Consider the following 15,055-nt stretch of genomic DNA (forward strand, 5'->3'; position numbering starts at 1 on the left):
TGGTTACTTCTCCTCGGAACCGGTGGGGCGGGTGACGGCGGGCTCGTTGCCGCCGAGCAGCAGGTACAGCACGGCCATCCGGATGGAGACGCCGTTGGCGACCTGCTCGACGACGGTGCAGCGGTCGGAGTCGGCGACCTCGGCGGTGATCTCCATGCCGCGGACCATCGGGCCGGGGTGCATCACGATGGCGTGCTCGGGCATCTTCGCCATGCGCTCGCCGTCGAGGCCGTAGCGCCGCGAGTACTCGCGCTCGGTGGGGAAGAAGGCGGCGTTCATGCGCTCGCGCTGGACCCGCAGCATCATCACCGCGTCGGACTTCACCAGCGTGCTGTCGAGGTCGTACGAGACCTCGCAGGGCCAGTTCCCGACGCCGACCGGCACGAGGGTGGGCGGGGCGACCAGGGTGACCTCGGCGCCGAGGGTGTGCAGCAGGTCGACGTTGGAGCGGGCGACCCGGCTGTGCAGGACGTCGCCGACGATGGTGATCCGCTTGCCGCTCAGGTCCTGGCCCAGGCCGGCGTCCCGGCCGACCAGGCGGCGGCGCATGGTGAACGCGTCCAGCAGGGCCTGGGTGGGGTGCTGGTGGGTGCCGTCGCCGGCGTTGACCACGGCGGCGTCGATCCAGCCGGAGGTGGCCAGGCGGTAGGGGGCTCCGGAGGCGCCGTGCCGGATGACGACGGCGTCGACGCCCATCGCCTCCAGGGTCTGGGCGGTGTCCTTCAGGGACTCCCCCTTGGACACCGACGACCCCTTGGCGGAGAAGTTGATGACGTCCGCGGACAGCCGCTTCTCGGCGGCCTCGAAGGAGATCCGGGTGCGGGTGGAGTCCTCGAAGAAGAGGTTGACGATCGTGCGGCCGCGCAGGGTCGGCAGTTTCTTGATCGGCCGGTCGGCGACCCGGGCCATCTCCTCGGCGGTGTCGAGGATCAGGACGGCGTCGTCGCGGGTGAGGTCGGCGGCCGAGATGAGATGACGCTGCATCTGTCAGGCTCCGTAAGGCAGTTCATTCGGGGAGATTCGGGGCAGACCGGTGCGTGTACGGGCGCGCCGGGGCGGCCGTACGCCGGGCTCGCTACTGGTCGGCCGGCTTCACGCCGAGCAGCACGGTGTCGCGACCGTCCTCCTCGGCGAGCTGGACCTTGACCGTCTCCCGCAGCGACGTGGGGAGGTTCTTGCCGACGTAGTCGGCGCGGATGGGCAGTTCCCGGTGGCCCCGGTCGACCAGGACCGCGAGCTGCACCGCGCGGGGGCGCCCGATGTCGTTCAGGGCGTCGAGGGCGGCGCGGATGGTGCGGCCGGAGAAGAGCACGTCGTCGACGAGGACGACCAGCTTGCCGTCGATGCCGTCACCGGGGATCTCGGTGCGGGCCAGCGCGCGCGGTGGGTGCATGCGCAGGTCGTCGCGGTACATGGTGATGTCGAGCGAGCCGACGGGGACCTTGCGGTCGGTGATCTCCGCCAGCTTGGCGGCGAGCCGCTGGGCGAGGAAGACCCCACGGGTCGGAATACCCAGGAGCACCACGTCGTCGGCGCCCTTGGCGCGTTCGACGATCTCGTGGGCGATGCGGGTCAGAACGCGTGCGATGTCGGGGCCCTCGAGCACGGGCCGCGCATCGGACGCGGAGGGGCTGGCGTGCGTGTCCATACGAAACGGACCTCCTTCTCCGCCTCACGGGACGGACCTTAAAGGACGTCGGATTTGCGCCATCCACCGTAGCAGGTCCGCAGGAGTCCTCGATCACCCGTACGGCGTAATCGGCCGCCACCGGAACGGAAGAGTCGGGGTGGACCATTCGGCTTGACGCACCAGAGTCACGCTGCGTAACCTCACAGTGAGTTACCAGCCGCGCGGCGGAAATCACAGCCGACCGCGTCGACACAGTGCCGGGGAGCTATATGTCCAGCGAATACGCCAAACAGCTCGGGGCCAAGCTCCGGGCCATCCGCACCCAGCAGGGCCTTTCCCTCCACGGTGTCGAGGAGAAGTCCCAGGGTCGCTGGAAGGCCGTGGTGGTCGGTTCCTATGAGCGCGGTGACCGTGCCGTGACCGTGCAGCGCCTGGCCGAGCTGGCCGATTTCTACGGCGTCCCGGTGCAGGAGCTGCTGCCGGGCACCACACCGGGCGGCGCCGCCGAGCCGCCGCCGAAGCTGGTCCTGGACCTGGAGCGGCTCGCGACCGTGCCGCCCGAGAAGGCCGGCCCGCTGCAGCGCTACGCGGCGACGATTCAGTCCCAGCGCGGCGACTACAACGGCAAGGTGCTGTCGATCCGCCAGGACGACCTGCGCACACTCGCCGTCATCTACGACCAGTCCCCCTCGGTGCTCACCGAGCAGCTGATCAGCTGGGGCGTCCTGGACGCGGACGCGCGCCGCGCCGTGGCGACCCACGAAGAGGCCTGAGCCGCACAGCGCCTCAGCAGAAACGTGCCGCCGGGATGGCCGGGACCATATGGTTCCGGCCACCCCGGCGGCGCGTGTGGGCCCCCTCAGGGCCCTTCCGGGCGGCACGTGTACACCGACGCCACAGGGCCCGCGGCGATCGCTCACCGCGGGCCCTGTGGCGTTTGTCGTACCGTCTACGCCTCGTCCCGGCGCAGCGACGGCTTGAGCTCCTTCAGCCGGCCCAGGAGGCCGTTGACGAACGAGGGGGACTCGTCCGTGGAGAACTCCTTCGCCAGCTGCACCATCTCGTCCAGGACGACGGCGTCCGGGGTCTCGTCGACCCAGATCAGCTCGTAGGCGCCCAGACGCAGGATGTTCCGGTCCACCACCGGCATCCGGTCGAGCGTCCAGTCCACCGCGTAACTCGCGATCAGCTCGTCGATACGCTTCGCCTTCCCGGCGTAGCCCTCGACGAGCTGCATCGTGTACTCACTCACCGGCGGCTGCCGGGTGTCGGACCGGGAGAGCCGGATCCAGTCCGCGAGGACCGTCAGGACGTCGGCGCCGCGCTGGTCGCCCTCGAAGAGGATCTGGAAGGCGCGCTTGCGGGCCGTGTTGCGGGCGGCCACGGTTAGCTGTTCACCCGGCCGAGGTAGTCGCTGGTGCGGGTGTCGACCTTGATCTTCTCACCGGTGGTGATGAAGAGCGGGACCTGGATCTGGTGGCCGGTCTCCAGGGTGGCGGGCTTGGTGCCACCGGTGGAGCGGTCGCCCTGGACACCCGGCTCGGTCTCCTGCACGACCAGCTCGACGGCGGCCGGCAGCTCGACGAAGAGCACCTCGCCCTCGTGCTGGGCGACGGTGGCCGTGAAGCCCTCGATGAGGAAGTTGGCGGCGTCGCCGACGGCCTTGCGGTCGACCATCAGCTGGTCATAGGTCTGCATGTCCATGAAGACGAAGTACTCGCCGTCCATGTACGAGAACTGCATGTCGCGCTTGTCGACAGTGGCCGTCTCGACCTTGACACCGGCGTTGAAGGTCTTGTCGACGACCTTGCCGGAGAGCACGTTCTTGAGCTTGGTGCGCACGAATGCCGGGCCCTTGCCGGGCTTGACGTGCTGGAACTCGACGACGGACCAGAGCTGGCCGCCTTCGAGCTTGAGCACCAGGCCGTTCTTGAGGTCGTTCGTGGAAGCCACGGTTGCGGAATCTCCTGGACTGACGTACGACCCCGGGGCACGCACCCTACAGCGCGAGCAGCTCCTTGGTCGTGATGGTGAGTAGCTCGGGTCCGCCGTCCGCCTCTGGGCGGACGACGAGCGTGTCATCGATCCGGACACCGCCCCGGCCCGGGAGGTGGACCCCCGGTTCGACGGTGACCGGCACGCAAGCGTCCAGTTTACCCATGGCGGCGGGGGCCAGCTGCGGGTCCTCGTCGATTTCGAGCCCGACACCGTGTCCGGTCAGCGGTGGGAGTGCCTCCGCATAGCCCGCGGAGTCCAGCACCTGGCGGGCGGCGCGGTCCACCTCACGGTACGCGGCCCCCGGCATCAGGGACTCGCGTCCGGCCCGCTGGGCGGAGAAGACCAGGTCGTAGAGCTCGATCTGCCAGTCGGCGGGCGAGGTGCCGATGACGAAGGTGCGGCCGATCTCGCAGCGGTACCCCCGGTAGGTGGCACCCAGGCAGACGGAGAGGAAGTCGCCCTCCTCCACACGCCGGTCGGTGGGCCGGTGCCCGCGCCGGCCCGAGTTGGGCCCGGTGGCGACGGAGGTGGGGAAGGCCGGCCCGTCGGCGCCGTGGTCGACCAGCCGCCGTTCCAGCTCCAGGGCGAGGTGCCGCTCGGTGCGGCCGACCAGGATGGACTCCAGCAGTTCGCCGAGGGCCTGGTCGGCGATCTCGGCCCCGATGCGGAGGCAGGAGATCTCCTCCTCGTCCTTGACGACCCGGAGCTGCTCGACGGCTCCGCCGAGATCGGACAGACGCAGCCGCGGGGCGAGGGAGGACATGGCCCGGTACCGGGCCACGGTGAGGTCGTGCTCCTCCACGGCCAGGGCGTCGCAGCCCTGGGCGTCGGCGAGGCCGGCCGCGGCGACCGCCGCGTCGCCTCCGGGCGAGGAGAGGACGTGCAGTCGCACGCTCTCGTCCGGCCGCCCGTCGGCGGGGCGGTCCTCCGGGGGTGCGGCGCACACCAGGAGATCCTCCCGCCCGCCTAGCAGCAGGGCGGCGCCCTGGGGCGCGGCGCCCGCCAGGTAACGCACATTGGCGGGTCGGCTGACCAGGGCGGCGGGGGCGCCGGCCGCGTTGCAGCGCTCCCTCAGGTGGGATCGGCGAGTCGCGTGCACCTCTGACATGAGATGAGCGTAGGAGTTCTGGGCGAATTGTGCCGGTTGGGTGGGGCCGAGTGGGGCCCGGAGCGGACGATGCCGCCGGTCACCAGCTCGGCGGGCTGGCCATCGCCCTGCCGAGCACCTCGTCCAGCAGCCGGGCCGTACCGGGGACGTCGAGCTGGGAGTTGTCGATGATCGGCAGGCCCGAGCCGTACCAGCCCGCCATGCGGCCGTGGATCCTGGCCACCTCCTCGTCGGTGAGGCGGCGGTTGCCGGAGCGCTCGGCGTTGCGCTCCAGGACGATGTCGAGGCCCGGGAGCAGCACGACCGGGAGCAGGCCCGGTCCGACATGGCGTTTCCAGCCGCCGAGGCCCACGACCGGCCGGTCCGGGAAGACGGCGTCGTCGAGGATGCAGGAGATGCCGTTGGCCAGGAAGTTCCGGGCGGCGAAGCCGCAGGTCCGGCGGGCCAGGCGGTACTGGGCCTCGGAATGGTCGTTCCAGCCCGACTGGGGGTCGGCGAAGCCGGAGCGGACCCATTCGCGCACGTCGTCCAGGCTGATGTGGGCCGTGGGCACCCGCCGGTGGTCGGCCCAGTACTTGGCGACGCTGGTCTTGCCGGCGCCCGCCGGGCCGATCAGCAGGACGGCCAGGGTGGTGGCCGCCGGATCGGGCGCCGGGGCCGAGGCCGGCGGCGCGGCGGGCACACCGACGAGGCCGCCGGGCGGCAGCGGCAGATGACCGGTGGTCTCCGGGGGCGGCGGGGCGGGGGCGTGCCGCGGGGCGGGAGGCTGCGCGTGCGACGGCGGCATCGGGCCGGAGGAGGGCACGGGGGCGGGCGGCGGCATCGGGCCGGACGGGGGCACGGAACCGGTTCCGGTTCCCGGGTAGCCGGGTGGCGGCGGAGGCACGGGTGCGGGACCCTGCGGGGCTCCCGGGTGGTGGGCCGACGCCCAGCCGACGTGTGGTCCCCGCCCCTGCTCGTGGGGCGGTGGCAGCGGAGACCCCACTGCGTGCTGCATCCGTTGCCACTCCGTCTCGTACACACATCTGGCACTGGCAGGCGGGTGCGGAGCCCGCTCTCCCCCACACCCTAAAGGGCGCGGTCGGGAGACCCTCCCGAACGGTACCGCCCCCGGCCGTCGTTCGGTGCAACGACCGGGGGCGTTCCGAAGTGCCCGTTGCGCAAGGGGAATCGGACGGAGTGGTACAGCGGGGTGCTTACTGGCCCACTTCTCCGTAGGCGGCGAGCAGGACCGCCGGGTCCGGGCCCTCCATCACGGTCGGCTTGGCCAGTCCGTCGAGCACGATGAAGCGCAGCAGGTCGCCACGGGACTTCTTGTCGACCTTCATCGTCTCCAGCAGCTTGGGCCACTGGTCGTAGCGGTAGTGCAGCGGCAGGCCGACCGCTTCCAGGACGGTCCGGTGGCGGTCCGCCGTCGCGTCGTCCAACCGGCCCGCCAGACGGGCGAGTTCGGCGGCGAAGTGCATGCCGACCGCGACCGCGGCGCCGTGCCGCCACTTGTAGCGCTCGTTCTTCTCGATGGCGTGGCCCAGGGTGTGGCCGTAGTTGAGGATCTCCCTGAGACCCGACTCCTTGAGGTCGGAGGAGACCACCTCGGCCTTGACCCGGATCGAACGCTCGATCAGCTCGGCCGTGTGCGGTCCCGCCGGAGTCCGGGCGGCCTCGGGGTCGGACTCGATGAGGTCCAGGATCACCGGGTCGGCGATGAAGCCGGCCTTGATGACCTCGGCGAGCCCGGACACGTAATCGTTGACCGGGAGGGAGTCCAGCGCGGCGAGGTCGCAGAGCACACCGGCCGGCGGGTGGAAGGCGCCCACCAGGTTCTTGCCCTCGGCGGTGTTGATGCCGGTCTTGCCGCCGACCGCCGCGTCCACCATGGCGAGCACGGTGGTCGGGATCGCGATCCAGCGCACCCCGCGCAGCCAGGTCGCGGCCACGAACCCGGCGAGGTCCGTGGTCGCGCCGCCGCCGACGCCGACGATGACGTCGGTGCGGGTGAAGCCGGACTGGCCGAGCGCCTTCCAGCAGTAGGCGGCGACCTCGGCGGTCTTGGCCTCCTCGGCGTTGGGCACCTGGACGGCGACGGCCTCGAAGCCCTGCTCCGCCAGATCGGCGCGGAGCGCCTCGCCGGTCTCGGCCAGCGCCTCCGGGTGGATCACCGCCACCCGCTTGGCCTTCGTGCCGATCAGACCGGCCAGCTCGCCCAGGAGTTGCCGGCCGATCAGCACCTCGTAGGGGTCGGTACCGGCGCTGCCGGCGACCTGGATCTTCGTGACTCCGCTTGCCATCAAGTCCTCCGGCCGGGGGTCCGGGGGCTGCCCCCCGGGAAATGCGGTCTTCAACTGCAGTGCTTCCAGCGCTGCTTGGGTGACCTCTTCGGGGGTGCGGCCGTCCGTCGGCACGACGGCGGTGGCGATCTCCTCGTACAGGTGCCGGCGCGCCTCCATCAGCTCGCGCCACTGCTTGCGGGGGTTGACCGCGAGCAGCGGGCGGGCCACGTTGAGGCCGGTGCGCCTGACAGCCTCCTCCACGTCCATGGAGAGGTAGACCACGCGGTGGCCGGCGAGCAGCGCCCGGGTGTCCGCGTCGAGGACGGCTCCGCCGCCGAGCGCCAGGACGCCCTCGTGCCCGGTGACGGCCCGGTGCACCGCCTGCTTCTCGATGGCGCGGAAGGCGGGTTCGCCCTCCTCCACGAAGATGTCGGCGATGGTCCGGCCCTCGGCCGCCACGATGTCCTCGTCGGTGTCCCGGAACCCGGTTCCGAGCCGCTCGGCCAGCAGCCGGCCCACGGTGGACTTGCCCACGCCCATAGGACCGACGAGCACGACGGCAGGCACCGCGCTCACCGGATCCGCAGGTTGTCGAGGTAAGACCGGACGTTGCGGCTGGTCTCGGCGACCGAGTCGCCGCCGAACTTCTCCGCCACCGCGTCCGCAAGGACCAGGGCGACCATCGCCTCGGCGACGATGCCCGCGGCCGGCACGGCGGAGACGTCGGAGCGCTGGTGGTGCGCCTGGGCGGCCTCGCCGGTGGCCACGTCGACCGTCTGCAGGGCCCGCGGCACGGTCGCGATCGGCTTCATCGCGGCCCGCACCCGCAGCAGCTCACCGGTGGTCAGACCGCCCTCGGTACCGCCGGAGCGGCCGGACACGCGCCGGATGCCCTCGTCGGTCCGCACGATCTCGTCGTGCGCCTTCGAACCCGGCACCCGCGCGAGCTCGAAGCCGTCGCCGATCTCGACACCCTTGATCGCCTGGATGCCCATGAGCGCGCCGGCGAGGCGCGCGTCCAGCTTGCGGTCCCAGTGCACGTGCGAGCCCAGGCCCACCGGCACGCCGTAGGCCAGGATCTCGACCACGCCGCCGAGGGTGTCGCCGTCCTTGTGGGCCTGGTCGATCTCGGCGACCATCGCCTTCGACGCGTCGGCGTCCAGGCAGCGCACCGGGTCGGCGTCCAGCCGCTCGACGTCGGCCGGCGTCGGGTAGACGCCCTGGGGGGCCTTGGCGGAGGCCAGCTCGACCACGTGGGAGACGATCTCGATGCCGGCCGTCTCCTTCAGGTACGACCGGGCCACCGCGCCGAGCGCCACGCGGGCGGCGGTCTCGCGGGCGGAGGCGCGCTCCAGGATCGGGCGGGCCTCGTCGAAGCCGTACTTCTGCATGCCCGCGAGGTCGGCGTGGCCGGGCCGGGGCCGGGTCAGCGGCGCGTTGCGCGCGAGGCCGTCCAGGATCTCGGGGTCGACCGGGTCGGCCGCCATGACCTGTTCCCACTTGGGCCACTCGGTGTTGCCCACCATGATCGCGACCGGCGAGCCGAGGGTGAGGCCGTGCCGGACACCGCCGAGGAAGGTGACCTCGTCCCGCTCGAACTTCATGCGCGCACCGCGGCCATAGCCGAGCCGCCGCCGCGCCAGGTGGTCCGCCACCATCTCCGTGGTGATCGGCACGCCGGCGGGAAGCCCCTCCAGCGTCGCGACAAGTGCGGGACCGTGGGACTCCCCCGCGGTCAGCCAACGCAACCTGCTCAACGGTGCTCCTCAGTGTTCGCGCCCGGTACTGCCCTGGGTACGCGTGTCCTCGCGTACGGCGACGACGCGACCGGGTGCGCGACCCCGGCCCGCCACCACCGATCCTCCCACGTCCGGGGGCCTGATCCGGCGTCCGGTCCAGCAGACGGACGCGGAATCGGGCGGTCAGCGCCCGGCGAGCGCCTTCTCGCCGGCGTGCCGCATGGCCTCCAGGGGCGCCGGGGAGCGGCCGGTCATCCGCTCGACCTGCAGGACGGCCTGGTGGACGAGCAGGTCGAGGCCGCCGACCACCGCGCCGCCGAACATGGACCAGCGGGCCGCCAGCTCGGTCGGCCAGGGGTCGTAGAGCACGTCGAACAGGGTGGCGGGGCGCTCGGGCACGGCGGCGGCGAGGGCGTCGGTGGTGCCGGCCGGGGTGGTGGCGATCACCAGCGGGGCGCGCAGCGCCTGCTCGGCGTCCGCCCAGTCCGCAGTGCGGACGTCCACCTCGAGCCGTTCGCCCCATTGCCGCATCTCGGCGGCGCGGGCCTCGCTGCGCACGTAGGCCACCACCTCGCCGGTGCAGATCCGGGACAGCGCGGCGAGCGCGGACGACGCGGTCGCGCCGGCGCCGAGGATCGCCGCCGACCCGACCTCCTCGATGCCGTGCTCGCGCAGCGCAGCCACCATGCCCGGGATGTCGGTGTTGTCGCCGACGCGGCGGCCGTCCTCGGTGAGGACGACCGTGTTGACCGCGTCGACGGAGGCCGCCGTGTCGCTGATCTCGTCCACCAGCGGGATGACCGCCCGCTTGAGCGGCATGGTCAGCGACAGCCCCGCCCACTCCGGTCCGAGCCCGTCGAGGAAGCCGGGCAGCGCGGCCTCGTCGATCTCGAAGCGGTCGTACGACCAGCCGCCGAGCCCGAGGGCGTCGTAGGCCGCCCGGTGCAGCACCGGGGAGAGCGAGTGGGCGATGGGCGAACCGAGCACGGCGGCCCGGCGGGCGTCAGTTGCCCGAGGAGGCATTGAACTTTTCCTTGAGCTTTTCGAATTCCTCGTTGGTCCGGGCGAATTCAGTGTTGTTCACACCGTCGGTCGCCACGAAATACATCCAGCCATCGTGCGTCGGATTCAGCGTGGCACGCAGCGCGTCCTCACCGGGATTGCCGATCGGACCGGGCGGAAGACCCTTGTTCGTATAGGTGTTGTAGGGACTCCGGTTGCTGTTGATCTCCTTCTCGGAGATATGGATGTTGCTCGTGCCCTTGAGGTAGTTGTAGGTCGAGTCGAACTGCAGCAACTGGTTGGTCTCGGTGTTGGTGGGCTTGAGACGGTTGTAGATCACTTCCGCCATCTTGCGGAAGTCGTCGTGCGTCTTGCCCTCGGCCTGGACCAGGCTCGCGACCGTGAGCAGCTCGAACGCGTTCTTCAGGCCCATGGCCTTCGCCTTGGCGGGCAGGTTGTACGGGGCGTACTTCTGCTTGGACTGGGCGACCATCTGCTTCAGGACCGCCTCGGGCTTCATGCCCTTCGCGGCCGGATACGTGGCCGGCCACAGGAAGCCCTCCAGCGGGTCCTGGATGGAGCCGCTGTTCTGCGCCCAGCTCGGCAGCCCGAGGTTCTTGTACTGCGCCTTGGCGACCTTCTTCGTGGTACCGGCGGAGACACCGAGCTGTTTGTCGATGGCCTGGTACACCTGTGCGTTGCGCTCGCCCGGCTTGACGAGCACATTGCTCTGGCTCCTCGGGTCCAGCATCAGCTGCACGGCACTGGCGGCGGACATCTCTTTCTTCAGGAGATACGCGCCGGCCTGGATCGTGTCCCCCTTGGGGTTCTGCCCCTGGGCGCTCACGAAAGCGTCGGCGCTCTTGACCACGCCCGCTTCCTTCAGCCGCCGCCCGATCTCCCAGCCGCCGGCGCCCTTGGGGATCTCGACGGTCACGCTCTCGCTGGTCCCCTCGCCCGCGTAGTCGGGGGCCGGGGCGAAACGATTTTGGTAGAACTTCCAGCCGAAATAGCCGGCTCCGCCGAGGCCTCCGCCGAACACCAGGCAGACGACCAGGCAGGCGCAGCCGTTGCGCCGCTTCTTGCCCTTGACCGGTTTCTTGCCCTTGCCCCGCCGCTCACGCCTGCTCTGCAGCTCGTGTTCGGCGTCGTCCTCGTCGTCCTCGCCCGAGAAGAAGGCGTGCTCCTCCTCGCCGGCCGTGGGTTCCGGTTCCGGTTCGGGACGCCGGCGGCCGGGCGGCTCGGGCGGCGGGTAGGCGTCCTCGGTGCGGTAGAAGTCGTGCTGCTGCGCGCCGTAGGCGGCGGGCTGCTGGCCGTACGGGTCGCCGGGATCGGGCGGGTACGGCACCTGGCCCTGGGCGCCGCTCGTGTTCCAGACGTCCTGGTGCTGGTACTGCTGCTGGGTGTGCGCGGCGTACTGCTGGTCCTGGCCGGGATACTGCTGACCGTACTGCTGCGGGCCCTGCTCGGGGTGGTACGAGTACTGCTGCTGGTCATAACCGGGCTGCCCGCCCTGGGTCCAGTCGCCGTGCTGCGGCTGCTGCGGGTACTGCTGCTGCGCCTGGCCGTCGTAGAGGGACTGCTGACCCGCGTGGGTCTGCTGCCCTCTCCATCCGCCGTCCCCGTACAACGGGTCCTCCGGATGCCACGGTTCGGAGCCAGGGCCCCGGCCATACTCAGTCATCGATCCCCTAGAGCCGCGAGGCGGACGGTCACGCGGCCGGGGCCGGATCCCGTTCCGCCTCTTGCTGTGCGGCGGCTGTTCGAACACCGCCGCATCGCGCGGAACGTTACCGTATCGCGATCAGATGACCACTTCGACGCCCTCGCCGGGTGCTTTACCTGACACCCGTTCGGATTCCAGGGCCTGCTGCAGGATGATGACGGCGGCGGCCTGGTCGATCACGGAGCGGCCCTTCTTCGATTTCACCCCCGAGGCGCGCAGTCCCTGACTGGCCGTCACGGTCGTCATCCGCTCGTCCACCAGGCGGACCGGCACCGGTGCGATGCCCTTGGCCAGCTCCTGGACGAAGGCGCGGACCTTGGCCGCGGCCGGGCCCTCGCCCCCCTTGAGGGAGCGAGGGAGTCCGACGACGACCTCGATCGGCTCGTACTCCTCCACCAGCTGCCGCAGCCGGCGGTGGGCGGCGGGGACGTCCCGCCCCGGGACGGTCTCCACCGGGGTGGCGAGGATCCCGTCGGGGTCGCACGAGGCGACCCCGATCCGGGCGTCCCCGACGTCGATCGCGAGCCGTCGTCCTCTGCGCATGTCCGGCCGCTTCCCTACTTCGCGGTCTCGGCGACGAGCCGCTCGACGGCGTCGACGGCCTCGCCGACCGCGGCCGGGTTCTGGCCGCCGCCCTGGGCGACGTCCGGCTTGCCGCCACCGCCGCCGCCGAGCGTCTTGGCGGCGGTCCGGACCAGTTCACCGGCCTTGAGACCGCGCTCCCGGGCGGCCTCGTTGGTGGCGATGACGGTCAGCGGCTTGCCGTTGTTGACCGTGAACAGGGCGACCACGGCGGCCCGGCCGCCCTGGATGCGGCCACGTACGTCGAGGACCAGCTTGCGCAGGTCGTCGGGGGTCGTGCCGTCCGGGACCTGGCCGGTGACGAGCGCGACACCCCGGACGTCCTTGGCGGACTCCGCGAGACCGGCGGCGGCCTGCAGCACCTTCTCGGCGCGGAACTTCTCGATCTCCTTCTCGGCGTCCTTCAGCTTGCCGAGCATGGCGGAGATCTTCTCCGGAAGCTCCTCCGGACGGCCCTTGACCAGCTCCTGGAGCTGGGCGACGACCGTGTGCTCACGGGCGAGGAAGTTGTAGGCGTCGACGCCGACCAGGGCCTCGATACGCCGCACACCCGAGCCGATGGACGACTCGCCGAGCAGCTTGACCAGGCCCAGCTGGGCGGTGTTGTGCACGTGCGTGCCGCCGCACAGCTCCTTGGAGAAGTCGCCGATGGTCACCACGCGGACGCGCTCGCCGTACTTCTCGCCGAACTCGGCGATGGCGCCCTGCTTCTTGGCATCGTCGATGCCCATGACCTCGGCGTGCACGTCGAGGTCGCGGGCGAGCACCTCGTTGATCTTCTGCTCGACGTCGGTCATGACGGCCGTCGGGACGGCGGCCGGGGAGCCGAAGTCGAAGCGGAAGCGGCCGGGCTGGTTCTCGGAACCGGCCTGGGCGGCCGTCGGGCCGAGGGCGTCGCGCAGCGCCTGGTGGGTCAGGTGCGTGGCCGAGTGGGCGCGGGCGATGGCCTTGCGGCGCCGGGCGTCGATCGAGGCGTGGGCCTTGGCACCGACGGTCACCTCGCCGACCTGGACGACGCCCTTGTGGACGTAGACGCCCGGGACCGGCTTCTGGCAGTCGCGGATCTCGATCACAGCACCGGAGTCGACCTTGATCCGGCCGGTGTCGCCGATCTGGCCGCCGCCCTCGGCGTAGAACGGGGTGCGGTCGAGGACGACCTCGACCTCGTCGCCCTCGGAGGCGGCCGGGGAGGAGACGCCGTCGACGAGCAGACCGACGATCGTGCTCTCGCCCTCGGTGTCGCTGTAGCCGATGAAGTCGGTGGCACCGGCGGAGTCGGCGATCTCGCGGTAGGCGCCCATGTCGGCGTGGCCGGTCTTCTTGGCCTGGGCGTCGGCCTTGGCGCGCTCCCGCTGCTCCTTCATCAGGCGGCGGAAGCCGTCCTCGTCCACGGAGAGGCCCTGCTCGCCGGCCATCTCCAGGGTGAGGTCGATCGGGAAGCCCCAGGTGTCGTGGAGCAGGAACGCCTTGTCGCCGGAGAGGACGGTGCCGCCGGACTGCTTGGTCTCGGTCACGGCGGTGTCGAGGATGTTGGTGCCGGCCCTCAGCGTCTTCAGGAAGGCGTTCTCCTCGGCGAGGGCGACCTTCTCGATGCGCTCGCGGTCGGTGACCAGCTCCGGGTACTGCTGGCCCATCATCTCGATGACGACGTCGATCAGGTCCTTGACGACCGGGCCGGTGGCGCCGAGCAGGCGCATGTTGCGGATGGCGCGGCGCATGATGCGGCGCAGCACGTAGCCGCGGCCCTCGTTGCCCGGGGTCACGCCGTCACCGATGAGCATGGTGGCGGTGCGCATGTGGTCGGTGACCACGCGCAGGGAGACGTCCGAGCCGTGGGCGTCGCCGTAGGCCACACCGGTCAGCTCGGTGGCCTTGTCGATGACGGCCATGGAGGTGTCGATCTCGTACATGTTCTGCACGCCCTGCAGAATCATGGCGAGCCGCTCGAGGCCGAGGCCGGTGTCGATGTTCTTGCTCGGCAGTTCGCCGAGGATCTCGAAGTTGTCCTTGCCGGTGCCCTCGCCGCGCTCGTACTGCATGAAGACGAGGTTCCAGATCTCCACGTACCGCTCGTCGTTGACGGCGGGGCCGCCCTCGGCGCCGAACTCGGGGCCGCGGTCGTAGTTGATCTCGGAGCAGGGGCCGCAGGGGCCAGGGACGCCCATGGACCAGTAGTTGTCCTTCATGCCCAGGCGCTGGATGCGCTCCTTGGGCACACCGACGACCTCGTGCCAGATGCGCTCGGCCTCGTCGTCGTCCTTGTAGACGGTGATCCACAGGCGCTCGGGGTCGAGGCCGTAACCGCCCTTGTCCTGGGGCGAGGTGAGCAGCTCCCAGGCGTGCTTGATGGCGCCTTCCTTGAAGTAGTCGCCGAAGGAGAAGTTGCCGCACATCTGGAAGAAGGTGCCGTGCCGGGTGGTCTTGCCGACCTCTTCGATGTCGGGCGTGCGCACGCACTTCTGCACGCTGGTGGCGCGCGCGAAGGGGGGCTTGACCTCACCCAGGAAGTAGGGCTTGAAGGGCACCATGCCGGCGGGGACGAGGAGCAGAGTCGGGTCGTCCGCGATGAGCGACGCCGAAGGGACGACGGTGTGCCCGCGCTCCTCGAAGAAGCTCAGCCAGCGGCGGCGAATCTCGGCCGACTCCATCAGTGGTCCTCATTCCGGTTGTGCGAGTACGTCGTGTTCTCGATGTACTTCGGGTTGCTGCGGTTGTTCTCCAGGGCGGCGTACCGCCCGGGCGCGGGGAGTTCGGGGTCGGCGTCGATGCCCAGCGCCTCCCCCAGTTCGGCCTCCCGCTGGGCCATGTTGTGGCGGACGTCGAGCGCGAAGCCGACCGCGCCGTCCTTCAGTCTCCGGCCGGTCTCCAGGGCCTTGTTGGCCGCGGTGGCGGCGAGGCTCTCCGGAGTCAGCTGCCTCAGCTTGCGGTTGACCTTGGTGGTGGCCCACACACCGGCGGCGACGCCCGAGGTGAACCAGAACGTACGGCGGAACATCGCTG

Annotated in this window: 14 protein-coding genes; 1 reads left to right on the forward strand and 13 read right to left on the reverse strand. The window is 70.9% G+C overall.

All coding sequences use genetic code 11. From position 1 onward, the window contains the following. Nucleotides 1–3: 3 nt before the first annotated feature. The gene (locus tag AB0924_RS03030; RefSeq protein WP_358938241.1) at nucleotides 4–984 is read right to left on the reverse strand and encodes an aspartate carbamoyltransferase catalytic subunit; all 981 of its coding nucleotides are present in this window, start codon (nucleotides 982–984) and stop codon (nucleotides 4–6) included. Nucleotides 985–1,075: 91 nt separating this feature from the next. After that, nucleotides 1,076–1,648 carry a bifunctional pyr operon transcriptional regulator/uracil phosphoribosyltransferase PyrR gene (gene pyrR, locus AB0924_RS03035; protein WP_358938239.1) on the reverse strand — a complete coding sequence of 191 codons (573 nt, stop codon included), beginning with the start codon at nucleotides 1,646–1,648 and terminating at the stop codon, nucleotides 1,076–1,078. Nucleotides 1,649–1,899: 251 nt separating this feature from the next. Here pyrR and bldD point away from each other — a divergent pair, with 251 nt between their 5' ends. Further along, entirely contained in the window at nucleotides 1,900–2,403 is a 504-nt protein-coding gene (gene bldD / locus AB0924_RS03040) for a transcriptional regulator BldD (protein ID WP_358938237.1), read from the forward strand. A gap of 176 nt (nucleotides 2,404–2,579) precedes the next feature. Here the strand turns inward: bldD and nusB are convergent, their stop codons facing one another. The 11 genes from nusB to AB0924_RS03095 form a co-directional block, all read right to left on the reverse strand. Then, nucleotides 2,580–3,014: a transcription antitermination factor NusB gene (gene nusB, locus AB0924_RS03045; protein WP_358938235.1), complete on the reverse strand. Its 435-nt coding sequence runs from the start codon at nucleotides 3,012–3,014 to the stop codon at nucleotides 2,580–2,582. A gap of 2 nt (nucleotides 3,015–3,016) precedes the next feature. Next, complete coding sequence (gene efp, locus AB0924_RS03050) at nucleotides 3,017–3,583, reverse strand: elongation factor P (protein WP_280888353.1); 567 nt, start codon at nucleotides 3,581–3,583, stop codon at nucleotides 3,017–3,019. 46 nt (nucleotides 3,584–3,629) lie between these two features. Further along, a complete protein-coding gene (locus AB0924_RS03055) occupies nucleotides 3,630–4,736 on the reverse strand; it encodes an aminopeptidase P family protein (protein WP_358938232.1) in 1,107 nt (368 codons plus the stop codon). Between the two features lie 79 nt (nucleotides 4,737–4,815). After that, nucleotides 4,816–5,733 (reverse strand): Pro-rich N-terminal domain-containing protein, encoded by a 918-nt coding sequence (locus tag AB0924_RS03060; RefSeq protein ID WP_358938230.1) that lies wholly within the window; start codon nucleotides 5,731–5,733, stop codon nucleotides 4,816–4,818. A 199-nt stretch (nucleotides 5,734–5,932) separates the two neighbouring features. Beyond that, on the reverse strand, nucleotides 5,933–7,546 hold the full coding sequence (gene aroB, locus AB0924_RS03065; RefSeq protein ID WP_366910639.1) for a 3-dehydroquinate synthase: 1,614 nt from the start codon (nucleotides 7,544–7,546) through the stop codon (nucleotides 5,933–5,935). 32 nt (nucleotides 7,547–7,578) lie between these two features. Further along, nucleotides 7,579–8,763, reverse strand: coding sequence for a chorismate synthase (gene aroC / locus AB0924_RS03070; protein WP_366910520.1), 1,185 nt, complete (start codon nucleotides 8,761–8,763; stop codon nucleotides 7,579–7,581). 165 nt (nucleotides 8,764–8,928) lie between these two features. Continuing rightward, a complete protein-coding gene (locus tag AB0924_RS03075; RefSeq protein ID WP_358938226.1) occupies nucleotides 8,929–9,768 on the reverse strand; it encodes a shikimate dehydrogenase in 840 nt (279 codons plus the stop codon). Further along, on the reverse strand, nucleotides 9,749–11,431 hold the full coding sequence (gene mltG / locus AB0924_RS03080; protein ID WP_366910521.1) for an endolytic transglycosylase MltG: 1,683 nt from the start codon (nucleotides 11,429–11,431) through the stop codon (nucleotides 9,749–9,751). The genes AB0924_RS03075 and mltG overlap by 20 nt, the downstream gene beginning before the upstream one ends. A 120-nt stretch (nucleotides 11,432–11,551) precedes the next feature. Then, nucleotides 11,552–12,016 (reverse strand): Holliday junction resolvase RuvX, encoded by a 465-nt coding sequence (gene ruvX, locus AB0924_RS03085; protein WP_358938222.1) that lies wholly within the window; start codon nucleotides 12,014–12,016, stop codon nucleotides 11,552–11,554. A gap of 14 nt (nucleotides 12,017–12,030) precedes the next feature. Next, nucleotides 12,031–14,703 (reverse strand): alanine--tRNA ligase, encoded by a 2,673-nt coding sequence (gene alaS, locus AB0924_RS03090; protein WP_358938220.1) that lies wholly within the window; start codon nucleotides 14,701–14,703, stop codon nucleotides 12,031–12,033. Then, nucleotides 14,703–15,050, reverse strand: coding sequence for a hypothetical protein (locus AB0924_RS03095; protein ID WP_358938218.1), 348 nt, complete (start codon nucleotides 15,048–15,050; stop codon nucleotides 14,703–14,705). Before AB0924_RS03095 ends, alaS begins: the two co-directional genes overlap by 1 nt. Between the last annotated feature and the right edge of the window lie 5 nt (nucleotides 15,051–15,055).

It is taken from the genome of Streptomyces sp. NPDC047869 (assembly GCF_040704065.1).
Taxonomy (GTDB): Bacteria; Actinomycetota; Actinomycetes; order Streptomycetales; family Streptomycetaceae; genus Streptomyces.